Origin of the sequence: Methylosarcina fibrata AML-C10 (assembly GCF_000372865.1) — a bacterium.
In the GTDB taxonomy this organism is placed as follows: Bacteria; Pseudomonadota; Gammaproteobacteria; order Methylococcales; family Methylomonadaceae; genus Methylosarcina; species Methylosarcina fibrata.
Genome location: NZ_KB889965.1, coordinates 1200627 through 1214109, shown reverse-complemented (window position 1 = coordinate 1214109; position 13483 = coordinate 1200627). Strand labels below are relative to the sequence as shown.

The 13483-nt window shown below is 55.9% G+C and carries 12 protein-coding genes; 10 read left to right on the top strand and 2 right to left on the bottom strand.

The window, feature by feature from the left end:
- The first annotated feature begins 4 nt into the window (after window positions 1–4).
- The 8 genes from hisS to A3OW_RS0105840 all read left to right on the top strand — a co-directional run bounded on the left by hisS (window position 5) and on the right by A3OW_RS0105840 (window position 9944).
- Window positions 5–1300: a histidine--tRNA ligase gene (gene hisS / locus A3OW_RS0105875; protein WP_033411589.1), complete on the top strand. Its 1296-nt coding sequence runs from the start codon at window positions 5–7 to the stop codon at window positions 1298–1300.
- Window positions 1301–1328: 28 nt separating this feature from the next.
- Entirely contained in the window at window positions 1329–1976 is a 648-nt protein-coding gene (locus tag A3OW_RS0105870) for a YfgM family protein (RefSeq protein WP_020562498.1), read from the top strand.
- Window positions 1976–3160, top strand: a complete 1185-nt coding sequence (gene bamB / locus A3OW_RS0105865; RefSeq protein ID WP_020562497.1) for an outer membrane protein assembly factor BamB — start codon at window positions 1976–1978, stop codon at window positions 3158–3160. Before A3OW_RS0105870 ends, bamB begins: the two co-directional genes overlap by 1 nt.
- Before the next feature lie 147 nt (window positions 3161–3307).
- Window positions 3308–4696 carry a ribosome biogenesis GTPase Der gene (gene der, locus A3OW_RS0105860; RefSeq protein ID WP_020562496.1) on the top strand — a complete coding sequence of 463 codons (1389 nt, stop codon included), beginning with the start codon at window positions 3308–3310 and terminating at the stop codon, window positions 4694–4696.
- 143 nt (window positions 4697–4839) lie between these two features.
- Window positions 4840–5337, top strand: coding sequence for a thiol peroxidase (gene tpx, locus A3OW_RS0105855; protein ID WP_020562495.1), 498 nt, complete (start codon window positions 4840–4842; stop codon window positions 5335–5337).
- Window positions 5338–5724: 387 nt separating this feature from the next.
- Complete coding sequence (locus A3OW_RS0105850) at window positions 5725–7620, top strand: transketolase C-terminal domain-containing protein (RefSeq protein ID WP_020562494.1); 1896 nt, start codon at window positions 5725–5727, stop codon at window positions 7618–7620.
- A gap of 77 nt (window positions 7621–7697) precedes the next feature.
- Window positions 7698–8450 carry an HAD family hydrolase gene (locus tag A3OW_RS0105845; protein ID WP_020562493.1) on the top strand — a complete coding sequence of 251 codons (753 nt, stop codon included), beginning with the start codon at window positions 7698–7700 and terminating at the stop codon, window positions 8448–8450.
- A 57-nt stretch (window positions 8451–8507) separates the two neighbouring features.
- Window positions 8508–9944: an MFS transporter gene (locus tag A3OW_RS0105840; RefSeq protein ID WP_020562492.1), complete on the top strand. Its 1437-nt coding sequence runs from the start codon at window positions 8508–8510 to the stop codon at window positions 9942–9944.
- A gap of 91 nt (window positions 9945–10035) precedes the next feature.
- Here A3OW_RS0105840 and A3OW_RS0105835 read toward each other — a convergent pair whose 3' ends face one another.
- A complete protein-coding gene (locus A3OW_RS0105835; RefSeq protein ID WP_020562491.1) occupies window positions 10036–10758 on the bottom strand; it encodes an SDR family oxidoreductase in 723 nt (240 codons plus the stop codon).
- Window positions 10746–11738 (bottom strand): SPL family radical SAM protein, encoded by a 993-nt coding sequence (locus tag A3OW_RS0105830; protein ID WP_020562490.1) that lies wholly within the window; start codon window positions 11736–11738, stop codon window positions 10746–10748. The genes A3OW_RS0105835 and A3OW_RS0105830 overlap by 13 nt, the downstream gene beginning before the upstream one ends.
- 115 nt (window positions 11739–11853) lie before the next feature.
- On the opposite strand from A3OW_RS0105830, the gene proC reads away from it, so the two are divergent.
- The gene (proC, locus tag A3OW_RS0105825; RefSeq protein ID WP_020562489.1) at window positions 11854–12681 is read left to right on the top strand and encodes a pyrroline-5-carboxylate reductase; all 828 of its coding nucleotides are present in this window, start codon (window positions 11854–11856) and stop codon (window positions 12679–12681) included.
- Window positions 12681–13256 (top strand): YggT family protein, encoded by a 576-nt coding sequence (locus A3OW_RS0105820; protein ID WP_020562488.1) that lies wholly within the window; start codon window positions 12681–12683, stop codon window positions 13254–13256. Before proC ends, A3OW_RS0105820 begins: the two co-directional genes overlap by 1 nt.
- The last annotated feature ends 227 nt before the right edge of the window (window positions 13257–13483 follow it).

Below are 13483 nucleotides of genomic sequence, written 5' to 3'. Positions count from 1 at the left end.
ACGCATGGCAAACAATATACAAGCAATCCGAGGAATGCACGACGTGCTTCCAGACCAGACGCCGCTTTGGCAGCATGCCGAGCAAATCATCCGGGAAGTGCTCGCAGGCTATGGGTATCGCGAGATTCGTCTGCCGATCGTGGAAAAAACCGAACTTTTCAAACGTTCGATCGGTGAAGTCACCGACATCGTTGAAAAGGAAATGTATACCTTCGACGACCGCAACGGCGATTCGTTGACCCTGCGCCCCGAAGGCACCGCAGGCTGCCTTAGGGCCTGTCTCGAACACGGACTGATCCATAATCAAGTGCAAAGATTATGGTATTACGGCCCGATGTATCGCCACGAACGTCCGCAAAAAGGGCGCTACCGGCAGTTCTATCAACTGGGCGTTGAAACTTACGGTCTGGCCGGCCCCGATATCGATGCGGAACTGATTTTAATCATGCATCGGCTGTGGAACCGGCTCGGCGTGCGGAGCAAAGTCAAATTGCAACTGAATTCGCTGGGCACTTTGCAGGAAAGGGCCGTGTACCGGGACAGCCTGGTGGATTATTTCCGCCGGCACCTGGAACAACTGGACGTCGACAGCCTGCGCCGTCTGGACGCCAATCCGTTGCGGATCCTCGACACCAAAAACCCGGCAATGAAGGCCGTGGTGGAGGCCGCTCCGGTCTTGATGGATTATCTGGGAGAGGACAGCCTGGGTCATTTTGACGCCTTGCGGTCGATTCTCGACGATCTGGGCATCGAGTACGAAATCAATTACCGCCTGGTCCGCGGACTGGATTATTACGGCAAGACCGTTTTCGAATGGGTGACCGACGAACTGGGTTCCCAGGGCACCGTATGCGCCGGCGGCCGCTACGACGGCCTGATCGAACAATTGGGCGGAAGAGCCAGTCATGCGGTGGGGTTTGCGATGGGCATGGAACGTTTGCTGGCGCTGATGGAAACGCTCGATCAGATTTCGGTAGCCGGGGACGTGGACGTTTACCTGATTCGGGTCGGCGAAAAAGCCGAGCGGGAAGGATTGCGGTTGGCCGAAACGTTCAGGAATGAAATTCCTTCGTTAAAACTTCAGCTTCATTGCGGCGGCGGCAATTTCAAAAGCCAGTTTAAAAAAGCCGACAAGTCGGGCGCCGAATTCGCCGTCATTCTGGGAGAGGATGAGGTTGCGGAAGGCAAGGTCGGGCTTAAATCCTTACGCGGGGAAAACGACTCGACCGGTCTCCAGCAAACGTTATCCCGAGATGAAGCGATTGCCTTTTTAACCGGCCGTTTCGGAAAATCCAGTTAACCGTTCACACATTCAATCGAGGACAACAGTGGCTATTTACGATACAGAAGAAGAACAGCTTGAAGCATTGAAAAGATGGTGGAAAGAGAACGGTCCGGCATCGATTATCGGAGTGGCGTTGGGCATCGCTCTGATCGTGGGCTGGAACTTTTGGCAGACTCACCGGCAGGAAAAAGCCGAACAGGCCTCGAATCTTTACACCCAGTACCTGAAAGCCGTTGCGGAAAACAAAAAAGAGTCGGCCGAAAAGCTCGGCCAGCGTCTGCAGCAAGAGTTCAAGAATAGCGAATACGCCCATTTCGGCGGGCTGATGCAGGCCAAACTGAAAGCCGAGCAGGGCGATCTGGCGGGAGCCAAGGAAATCCTGAAGACGGTAGCCGCCCATTCGGACAAGGAACTGAGCAATGTAGCGAAATTGAGGCTGGTTCGGGTCATGATGGCGAGCGGCGAGTTCGAACAGGGCCTGCAGTTGATCAGCGAAATCGATCCGGCGACCGAAGCCGGTTTTGCCGGCAGTTACGACGAACTGACCGGCGATTTGCTGGTGGCCCTCGACCGGACCGACGAAGCGCGCACCTCCTACGAAAAGGCTTTAAGAAGCGGTCATCAGTCTCCGCTGTTAAAACTTAAAATCGAGGATCTGACCGCTCCGGAAAGAGTGCAGACTCAAAAATAATGCATTGGATCATTTTATTGGCGGCCTTGAGTCTGGCCGGATGTTCCGCGGCTGAGTCGATCGGCGAAGGACTCTCGGGCATAACCGATTTTTTTCTGGGCGGCGCCGATAATTCGGAACCGCCCAAACCGCTTGCCGAATACACCCCGGAAATCCAGTTGGAAGTGCTCTGGAAGGAAACGGTCGGAGTCGGATCCGAAGAGCAGTCTTTAAAATTGGTGCCGGCCGTGGGCGGCGGCAAGGTGTTTGCTGCGGACCGGGAAGGTTTGGTGGAAGCCAGGAATTTATCGGACGGAGACTTGCTCTGGGAAGCCGAGACCGAATTTCATTTTTCCGGTGGGCCGGGGCTTGGCGCCGGTACGGTTATTTTGGGAACGACCGATGCGGAAGTGGTCGCTCTCAATAGCGAAAACGGCGACATTCTCTGGAAAGCGCTCGTGACCAGCGAAGTGCTTTCGGTTCCGGTCGTCTCTTCCGGGACCGTGATCGTGCGTACGACCGACGGTTCGATCGTCGCCTTGAACGAGAAAACCGGAAAGAGGCTCTGGAATTACGTCCGCAGCGTGCCCGCGCTGAGTATTCGCGGTACCGGTTCGCCTATCGTCGTGGAAGACAATGTAATCAGCGGCGAAGACAGCGGCAAGCTGATGGCGTTACGCTTGGACGACGGCAAATTTTCGTGGGAAACCAGCATTGCTCTGCCGAAAGGAAGGTCCGAAATCGAACGTCTGGTCGACCTGGACGCCGATCCCATCGAGAGCGGCGGCGTGATTTATGTCGCCAGCTATCACGGCGGCATCGGCGCCGTTTCGGAACTGGACGGCGACGTCTTGTGGCGCAAGGAAGACATATCCTCCAGCTCCGGCATCAGCAGCGACGGCGATTATCTCTACTTGGTCGATACCGAAAGTCACGTCATGCAATTGGATCACCGGACCGGCTCGCCGCTGTGGAAACAGAAGGATCTGCAGAATCGAAGACTGACGGCGCCCGCCGCCTATCACAGCTATGTCGTGACCGGAGACCTTGAAGGTTACGTGCATTGGTTGTCGACCACCGACGGCAGGCAACTGGCCCGCGTCAAGATTACCGACGGCCCCATCGACGCGAGACCGGTGGTGGCGGACGATACCGTGGTCGTCTATGCGAAGGACGGCGCTCTGGCTGCTGTAAAAGCTCGATAAGACCTGATTCGGAGAGGCGATTCCGAATCCTCAAGAAAATCTTTACGCGAGGCGCTGCCGTTACAGTAAAGACCGATTGCCGCAGCCCGTGCTGCGGTCTTTGCATGGCGTTGCCCCCTCTCACCTCATGGATTAAAGTCCGATACTATGTTACCCGTTATAGCCCTGGTCGGCCGGCCCAACGTCGGCAAGTCGACTTTATTCAATTACTTGACCAAAAGCCGGGAAGCCTTGGTGGCGGATTATCCGGGCCTGACCAGAGACCGGCAGTACGGCCGCATCAAGCACGGCAAGCGGGCTTGTCTCGTGGTCGATACCGGCGGCATCGCCGACGATGCCGAGGGCATCGACAGCATTGCCGGAAAACAGGTCCGGATCGCCTTGGAAGAAGCCGACGTCGTGTTCTTTCTGGTCGATGCGCGCGCCGGCTTGAGCGCTTCCGACAAGATCATCGCCGACAATTTAAGGAAATTGAACAAGCCGGTCATTCTTGTCGTCAACAAGACTGACGGCATCGATTCGAACGTGGCGGCCGCCGATTTTTACTCCCTGGCGTTAGGCGAGCCGGTACTTATTTCCGCGACCCACGGCCGGGGCGTCCCTCAATTATTGGCCAGTATCGACCGGTTGCTGCCGAACGAGGAGGAAATCGTCGAAGAGACTGCGAAAGGCATCGGCATCGCGGTGGTCGGCCGGCCCAACGTCGGCAAATCGACCCTGGTCAATCGCCTGCTGGGCGAGGAACGGGTGGTGGTCTACGATCAGCCGGGCACGACCCGCGACAGCATTTACATTCCTTTCGAGCGCCAGGGCAAACTGTTTACCCTGATCGATACGGCCGGCATGCGCCGGCGGAGCAAGATTTCGGAATCGATCGAGAAATTCAGCGTGGTCAAGAGCTTGCAGGCGATTGAAAAATCGAACGTGGTCATTTACTTGATCGACGCCAGCGAAGGCGTCACCGATCAGGACGCCCATCTGTTGGGTCTGGTGCTGGAGGCGGGCAGGGCGCTGATTATCGGGCTGAACAAATGGGACGGCCTGAGTCCGGAACAAAAAGAAACCGTCCGGCGGCAGCTTGATCTCAAGTTGTCGTTTCTGGATTTTGCCGAAAAACATCCTATTTCCGCGCTGCACGGCAGCGGCGTCGGCAAGCTGTTCGACGTGATCCATGCCTTGTACGCTTCGGCCATGCTCGACATGTCCACGCCGATGCTGACCCGGATTCTGAAAGAGGCGACCGAGGCTCATCAGCCGCCCATGGTGGACAACCGTCGCATCAAGCTGAAGTATGCCCATCAGGGCGGGCGCAATCCGCCGACGGTGGTGATTCACGGCGTGCAGACCGATGCCTTGCCGAATTCCTACAAGCGCTATTTGATGAATTATTTTCGTGCTCAACTGGATTTGAAAGGCACTCCGGTCCGGCTCGAATTCAAGTCGCCGGAAAATCCATTCCACGGCAGAAAAAACCCGCTGACGGAGCGTCAGCAACAAAAACGCCAACGATTGATCCGGCATTCCAAGAAAAAATAGCCGGTTTTTGCGGGCGCAGCGAGCCGGGCCGACCGTCCCGGAAAAAATCGCCCGGCTTGCCGGAGACTATTGAGATGACGTCGCCAATGGGTATAGAATCGCTGCTTCCCCATCCATAACGATCCGACAGAGGAGACACCGCCATGGCCACCATCGCATTTCAAGGAAAGCCCCTTCATACTTCCGGCGAATTGCCAGCAGTAGACAGCCGGGCTCCCGATTTCAAACTGGTGAACGGCAAGCTGGCCGACGTGACTTTAGCCACTTATGCCGGCAAGCGAAAAATCCTGAATATCGTGCCCAGCCTGGATACTCCGGTCTGCGCCGCTTCCGCCCGCAAATTCAACGAAAAGGCGAATAAACTGGAGAATACCGTCGTTTTGGTGATTTCCGCCGATTTACCCTTCGCGCAAAGCCGGTTTTGCGAGACGGAAGGCTTAAGCAACGTGATTCCCTTGTCCACGTTCCGGTCCGGTTTTGCCGACGATTACGGCGTCAGGCTGACCGATTCGATTCTGGCCGGTTTGACGGCCCGGGCGGTGATCGTCGTCGACGAGAATGACAAGATTTCCTATACCCAATTGGTCAACGAGCTGACTCACGAGCCCGACTACGACAGCGTCCTGGCGGCATTGTCCTGACCCGTTTCTTTGACGTATGGGTAAAGGATGCGCGCGCGTACCGGCCCGGTAGACGGAAATTATTTCAGGAATTATACCCATCCGGTTTTTTAAGTTAAAATGAGTCACTTGTTTTCGAGTAGGCAAGGTTCAGCCGTCCTCTCGCCGTTCCGAAGCAGGCTGAATGTTTGTCGATGGACCGCGCATAAAATAAAAAACACCAATAAATGAGAATGAAGCGGCGGATGAAAATCCGCTGAAAAGGTGCGAGCCCATTGAAGGCAGCCTATCCGGAAACGGGCGCTGCCGTCGTATCGGTGACGGTTCCGGCCTTGATATCTGATTTATCTATTGGAAACTGATTAAACGTACAACCAAGAACCTACATTTCCAATCAAGAGAAGAACTATGTCTAAATTCCCGATAGATCTTGGCGCTTATCAGCGCGTATCCCTCAATCCCGGCAGCACCACCCTGACCGCAGAGCAAAAAGCCGCTCTTAAAGCCAACATTCAGCTTTGCCGGGACGCCATCGTTTTCTTTACTGCGACCGGAGCGGCCAGAGGCGTGGGCGGTCATACCGGCGGCCCGTACGACACCGTACCGGAAGTGATGATCATGGATGCGTTGTTTCACAGCTCCGATAAATTCGTGCCGGTCTTCTTCGACGAAGCCGGCCACCGCGTCGCCACGCAATATCTGATGTCGGTGTTGAACGGCGACATGCCGGCCGAAAAACTGATGCTGTACCGCGAAGCGCATTCGCACCTGCCGGGCCATCCCGAGCTGGGCTTTACGCCCGGCGTCAAATTCAGCTCTGGCCGTCTCGGCCACATGTGGCCGTACGTGAACGGCGTGGCGATGGCGAATCCCGGAAAAACCGTTTTCTGCCTGGGCTCCGACGGCTCGCAGCAGGAAGGCGACGACGCCGAAGCGGCGCGCCTGTCCGTGGCGCAAGGATTGAACGTCAAATTGCTGATCGACGACAACGACGTCACGATCGCCGGCCATCCGTCGCATTACCTGAAGGGCTGCTCGACTGCACAAACCCTGCGCGGCCACGGCGTGACGGTATTGGAAGGCGACGGCGAAGACCTCGACGGCCTGTATGCGCGAATCATCCAGGCAATCAACACCGACGGCCCGGTCGCGGTGATCAATCACCGGAAAATGTGTCCCGGCATTCCGGGCATCGAAGGCTCGAACCACGGCCACGACGTGATTTCGGTCAAACACGCGATCGAATATCTCGAGGCGCGCGGCTATACGGAAGCGATCGAACTGTTGAAAAGCGCCACGCCGGCCAAGCAGAACTATACCTTCAAGGGCTCCAGCGACAAATGGGACGCGAACCGCAACGTGTTCGGCGACGCGGCGGTGGCGGTGCTGAACAAGATGAGCAAGGAAGAGCGCATCGAAAAAGTCCGCGTCATCGACAGCGACCTCGAAGGCTCCTGCGGCCTGAAAAAAATCCACGACGCGCATCCCGAGGTGTTCATCGCCTCCGGCATCATGGAGCGCGGTAACTTCTCCGCGGCGGCCGGCTTTGGCATGGAAAAGGGCAAGCAGGGCATTTTCGGCACGTTCAGCGCATTTTTGGAAATGAACATTTCCGAAATCACGATGGCGCGCCTGAACCACTCGAACGTGCTCAGCCATTACTCGCATTCCGGCATCGACGACATGGCCGACAACACCTGCCATTTCGGTCTGAACAACATGTTTGCCGACAACGGTCTGGACGATGCGTATCCGACCAACCTGTACTTCCCGGCCGACCCGAACCAGATGCGCGCCTGCGTCGAGACCGTGTTTCACAACCCGGGCCTGCGTTTCATCTTCTCGACCCGTTCGAAAGTGCCCTTGATTCTGGACGAGAAAGGCAACGAGCGTTTCGGCGGCGATTACAAATTCGTTTCCGGCAAGGACGAAGTGATCCGCGAAGGCACCCAGGGCTACGTCGTCGCTTTCGGCGAAGCCTTGTACCGCGCGCTGGATGCGGTCGAGCGCCTGAAGGAAGAAGGCATCGACGTCGGCCTGATCAACAAGCCGACCCTGAACGCGATCGACGAAGACATGCTGGCCAAGGTCGGCAAGTCGCCGCTGGTACTGGTCGTCGAATCGTTCAACCGCAAGACCGGTCTGGGCAGCCGCTACGGCACCTGGCTGCTGGAGCGCGGCTTCACGCCGAAGTTCGCGCACATCGGCACCCACAAGGAAGGCTGCGGCGGTTTGTGGGAGCAATTCCCGCATCAAGGCCTCGACCCGGTCGGCATCATGGCCAAAGTCAAATCCATGATGTAAGGTCGCGCTAAAAAACCAACAAAAAGGGCACGTCACGTGCCCTTTTTTATTAACCGATACAGGGCCATTTTAACTTGATGAACCATTCTATTGTCTATGCGCTCGATTTCGACGGAGTCCTCTGCGACAGCGCCGTGGAAACCGCCGTCACCGGCTGGAAATGCGCCGGCCGGATCTGGCGCGACGTGCCCGAAGCCGTACCGCCCGAGATGATCGATGCTTTTCGCCGAGTCAGGCCGATCATCGAAACCGGCTATGAAGCCATCCTGGCGATGCGTCTGCTTTACCTTGGCGACTCTGTCGAAGACGTTTACACCGATTTTGCCGAAAAAAGCCGGAATCTGATGGAACAGGCCGGAGTCACGTCCGGCGATCTGAAAAAATTGTTCGGAGAAACCCGGGACCTCTGGATTGAAGCCGATCTGAGCGACTGGATCCGCATGAATCCGCTGTTCGAAGGCATTCCCGAGAAATTGCGAGCTCTGGATAAGCAAGCAAACTGGTACATCGTGACGACCAAACAGGAACGCTTCGTCAGCCACATTTTAAGGGCAAACCGGATCGAGCTGGCGAAAGAAAAAATCTACGGCCTGGATCGCAACATGAGCAAGCCGGAAATTCTGAAGTCTTTGATGAAAGACCATCCCGGCCAGCGGCTTTGCTTCGTCGAAGACCGTCTGCCGGCGTTGCTGGCCGTGCGGAAAGACGATGCGCTGAGCGATGTGGCGCTCGTGTTTGCGTTGTGGGGTTATAATACTCAAGAAGATAAAGCGCAGGCCGCTCAAGAAGCGGTTCTTGGGCAACAACTGGCCGATTTTTTGATGTTATAGAGCGTTTCCGTTTGCGCAAGGGGCGAAGTCATTCGCCCGGATGGGGCCCGGACGCAAATGAATTTACCATACACGCTAAACTGCACCGGTTATTCGTTTTTCCCGTCCGGCCACGGCATCAGGGCAGGCATCGGCTCGGGATCCGGCCGCCATTACAATTTCCTGCCCGGGCTTTCCATGCAAAAAGACGTAGTCGCCGTGATTAACGAACAGCCGTTTTCCTGGTATCAATGGCTGATTCTGGTTTTGTGCTTTTTAATCGTCGTAGTCGATGGCTTCGATACCGCGGTGATGGGGTATCTCGTCCCCGCCCTTATTCAGGAATGGTCGGTTAAAAGGTCCGACCTGGGGCCGATTTTAAGCGCGGCCTTGTTCGGCCTCGCGGCCGGAGCGCTCTTTGCAGGACCTCTGGCCGACCGTTTCGGTCGAAAGACCGTCCTGCTCCTGTCGGTATTGTTTTTCGGCGGCTGGAGCCTGGTCACGGCGTTTGCGTACGATCTTCAAACGATGGTGATTCTGCGTTTTCTGACAGGCCTCGGCCTCGGCGCCGCCATGCCCAACGCCATCACCCTGATGTCCGAGTTCGCGCCCGAGCGGCGGCGCTCCTTCATCGTCAATACGATGTTCTGCGGTTTTCCGTTGGGCGCATCCTTGGGCGGATTTGTCTCTTCCTGGCTGATTCCTCAGTTCGGTTGGCGCAGCGTTTTGCTGGCTGGCGGGTTGACGCCGTTGATTTTAAGCCTGTTTCTTGCGGCCGCACTGCCGGAATCGGCCCGTTATCTGGTCGCGATGAATAAACCAACGGCGAAAATCCGTCGGGTGCTCTCCAGGATCACCCGGCAAAATCTCGATCAGGTGACTCGTTTCACGATGAGCGAAGAGCGCACGGATTCCGTAAAATCGCCCTTTACCCTGGTGCTGTCGAGATCGTATTGGGTTGGAACGCTGATGCTGTGGCTGACTTATTTCATGGGCCTTCTGATTTTTTATTTCTTGATGAGCTGGCTGCCGACATTATTGAAAGACATCCGCATGCCGTTGTCTCAGGCCGCTTTGCTGACGGCCTTGTTTCCGCTCGGAGGCGGGGCGGGCACGATCGTCTCGGGCTGGTTGATGGACCGATGGAATCCGCACAAGATTATCGCCGTCGGCTATACGCTGACCGCGGTGTTTTTTTATGCGGTAGGACAGGGCACGGCCGATCTTGCACTGTTCAGCGTCCTGCTGTTTTTGGCCGGCACCACGATGACCGGAGCGCAGACCTCGATGGCGTCCCTGGCTGCCGGATTTTATCCGACCACGGCCCGGGCGACGGGGGTGGCCTGGATGCTCGGCGTCGGCCGCGTCGGCGGTATTTGCGGCGCCTTTGCCGGCGCTTTTCTGGCTCCATATCAACTGGCCCTGGCGCAAACCTTCACGTTGCTGGCCGTGCCCGCGTTCATCGCCGCGGCGGCCTTGTTGGGCAAACATTCTTTGGAAGCCGCCGGGAGATAACCGAAAACGATCGATATCGGGTACGGCTTTTTCGGCCTTTCGAAAAAGCTCCGGTCTTAGAGTTTCGCTTCAACCTGCAGGCCTGTCCTTCCTAAAGGATCGGTTTCTTGAATTTGACGACCTTGTTCAATGGACTGAGGTTGATTTCGTCGATGCTGATCCGGTTGCGTGAATTGAGCACGTACGATACCGCTTCGGCGACGTCGCCCGGCAAGATGAAATTGGTTTCGTCGTCGCCCGGTTCGAACGAGAGCTGTTCGAAAAACTCGGTTTTGACCATGCCGGGATTGATCAGGCAGACGCGCACGCCGCTTTTGGCCGATTCCTCCCTGAGCGCCTGGGTAAAGCCGCGCAGGGCAAATTTGCCGGCGCAATAGATCGAGCCTTTGCGGGCGCCTTTCAGGGCCGCTTCCGAGCCGATATAAATCAAATCGCTCGAATTCTTTTGCTTCAGCATCGGCAGGACCGCGCGGGTCAAAAAAACCTGGCTGGTGAAATTGACCGTCATCAGATAGTCGATCTGTGCGTACGAAAATTCTTCCAGCGAGCCGAATTGACCCAGTCCTGCCGAAAACACCACCGAATCGAGCTCGGGAAACCGCTTCAAGATCTGTTGCATCTCGGCAGGCAGTTCGGGTAAACGGCTTAAATCCATCCGTACCGGCGTGAAGCCGTCCCGTTCTCCGGCAAATTTGCCTGGGTCGCGGGAGACGCCGATGACCCGGTGCCCCTGCAACAACAAGTTTCGGGCAATGGCCCGGCCGATGCCGGAGCTGGCTCCGGTGACCAGCACCGTACGTTTCAGACTCTGCATGGAAAAAAAATAGCCGAAGGAATATGGTTGAGCAGCCGACTGGAGCAGAATTCGATCATCTCCTGCTCCAGTTCCTGCCGGTAAGTCATCATGCCGCCTGCGGCATTTAAGGGCCCGGCGAATAATTTCGCGTCCGGATACAGTTTGTGCATCTTTTTAAAGTAGGACTCAGGTAGGCGGAACGTACCCAGACTGACCGAATGCAGTTTTTTCGGGTCGACGATGGAAAAAACCTGCTCGAATAATTGCCGGTATTGGTCTTGATAATCCGACTGATAGATCAAAGGGTCGAAGCGGAGCCCCAAAAGCCAGCCTTGTTCCTGCAGCCGGGCCATCGCCTGCAGCCGCCGATGCAGCGGCGGCGCCTTCTCTTCGACTTTGGCGGCGACGTCCTCGGGGTTGAGGCTGAAGGCGACGATGCAGCGGGGCAGGGGCGGGCGGTTCAGTAAATTACGGATTTGGGTGCTTTTGGTGCGCAGTTCCAGCCAAGCATTGGGAAGCCGGTCGAAAAACGGCAGAAAGTGTCCGGCAAAGCCGGTGACAGGCTCCAGGGCCAGGCTGTCGCAATCGTAGCCGGAAAAAAAATGGATGTCCTCATCCTGGAAATCGGCGCATAACTCACGGATGGACTGCTGGAAATCTTCGTAGTTGACGAATAGCACATAGTGGGCGGATTGGTACATGCCCTGCAAAAAGCAGTACCGGCAGTCGTATAAACAGTTGAGCATGTGCGAAAAATAATAATTTCTGCGCGCACCGATGCCGTAGCCCGAAGGGGCTTCCAGTATGAAGTTTTTATGCTTTTCAGCCAGGATGAGCGCGGGCCGGCGTTTTTGCAGCCTGAAGTTCTGGGCTTTCGGATTAAATACTTCGCCGTAGCGCCTGCAGATGATTTGTCTGGCTTTCGGAAAACGCCGGAGCAGCCCGGCCACTCTCGGATGCTGCCGGACATTTTCTTCTATGTAAAGGGTTTCAATCATCTGGGAGAGAACGGTACTTGCGATATTCGAGTCATTTTATCCGAAAAGTCTTGTGATTTATCACCTGAACCTTATATAGGGTAAAATACTTTCAATCGAACAAGACAAGGTAACAATGAAGACGCATAAAATTGGTTTTATCGGCGGGGGCAACATGGCATCCAGTCTGATCAGCGGGCTGATCGCCAGCGGTCACGCTTCCCGGAACATATGGGTGTCCGACATCAATCCGGACACCTTGAAATCTCTGGAGGATAAGCTGAAAGTCAACGTTTCGGCCAGCAACGAAGCCGTTGTCAACGAGGCGGAAGTGATCGTGCTGGCGGTCAAGCCGCAGATCATGGGCGACGTTGCGCAGCAGATAGCGGACTTGATCCGGCAGAAAAAAACGCTGGTGGTCTCGATCGCGGCCGGCATCACTCAGCGCAGCCTGAGCCGCTGGCTGGGCGCGGAAACGGCGGTCGTTCGCTGCATGCCCAATACGCCGGCGCTGGTGTTAACGGGCGCAACGGCGCTGCACGCCAATAGTCAAGTATCGGCCGAGCAGCGCAACCTGGCGGAGACGATCCTGCGTTCGGTAGGCATCGCTCTCTGGGTGCAGGATGAAAGCCAACTGGATGCGGTGACCGCGGTCTCCGGCAGCGGTCCGGCTTATTTCTTCTTGCTGATGGAAGTCATGGAAAAAACGGCCGTGGAATTGGGTCTGAACGAGGAAACGGCGCGCCTGCTGGTCCAGCAAACGGCCCTCGGCGCGGCCAAGATTGCGCTGGAGTCGGCCGAATCGCCGGAACAACTGCGCAAGAGGGTCACGTCTCCGGGAGGTACCACTCAGCGGGCTATCGAAACATTCCAGCAAGGAGGGTTTAGCGAACTGGTTAATAAGGCCCTGCATGCCGCCAGAGACCGGTCCATAGAAATGTCCAAACAAGCGGAGCCCAACTGATGGATGCCACCTATTTAACCAATCCCATTATTTTGATTATAGAGTCCTTGTCCTCGCTGTACATTCTCGCAGTGATGCTGAGGTTTTTGCTGCAATGGTGCGGAGCGGACTTTTACAATCCGATTTCTCAATTTCTGGTCAAATTGACGCAGCCGCCGTTGCGGCTGTTACGGCGTTACATTCCACCGGTCGGGAAAATCGACACGTCTTCCCTGGTGCTGATGCTTTCCCTGCAGATGCTGGCCGATTTTGCCATCTGGATGCTCAGAGGCATCTCGATCAGCATCGGTGCGCTGACTCTCCTGGGTATCATGGAGCTGATCAATTTATTGTTCAACGTCCTGATTTTCTCCATTTTCGCGCGGGCGTTGCTGAGCTGGTTGAATCCGGGCGCATTCGATGCGGCTTCTTCGATCTTGTACAGCCTGACCGAACCGGTGCTCCGAGTAGCGCGAAAGTTTATTCCCGATTTGGGTGGGATCGACTTATCGCCTTTGGCGGTGCTGTTGTTTTTGCAACTGGCCAAAATGATCATTTTGCCGCCGCTGAGTCAATTGGCCAGCTTGATCGCATGATTTACGAGCGTCCGAAGAAAGGGCTCTTCCGGTCGGGCGCCGGGCCATCCCCTTATTTTCATAAACCTTTAGCACGCTCTGTCATTTTTACTTAATTTCAGCTAAAAGTTCATTCCCTGCCGTTTTTTAATCTAAACTATGGGACTTGTTAAATGATCAAATTGGCAAACTATGAGACAATCCGGTATTTTTAGCCTGATTTTATACTTTATCGGGTTTCAGATGGG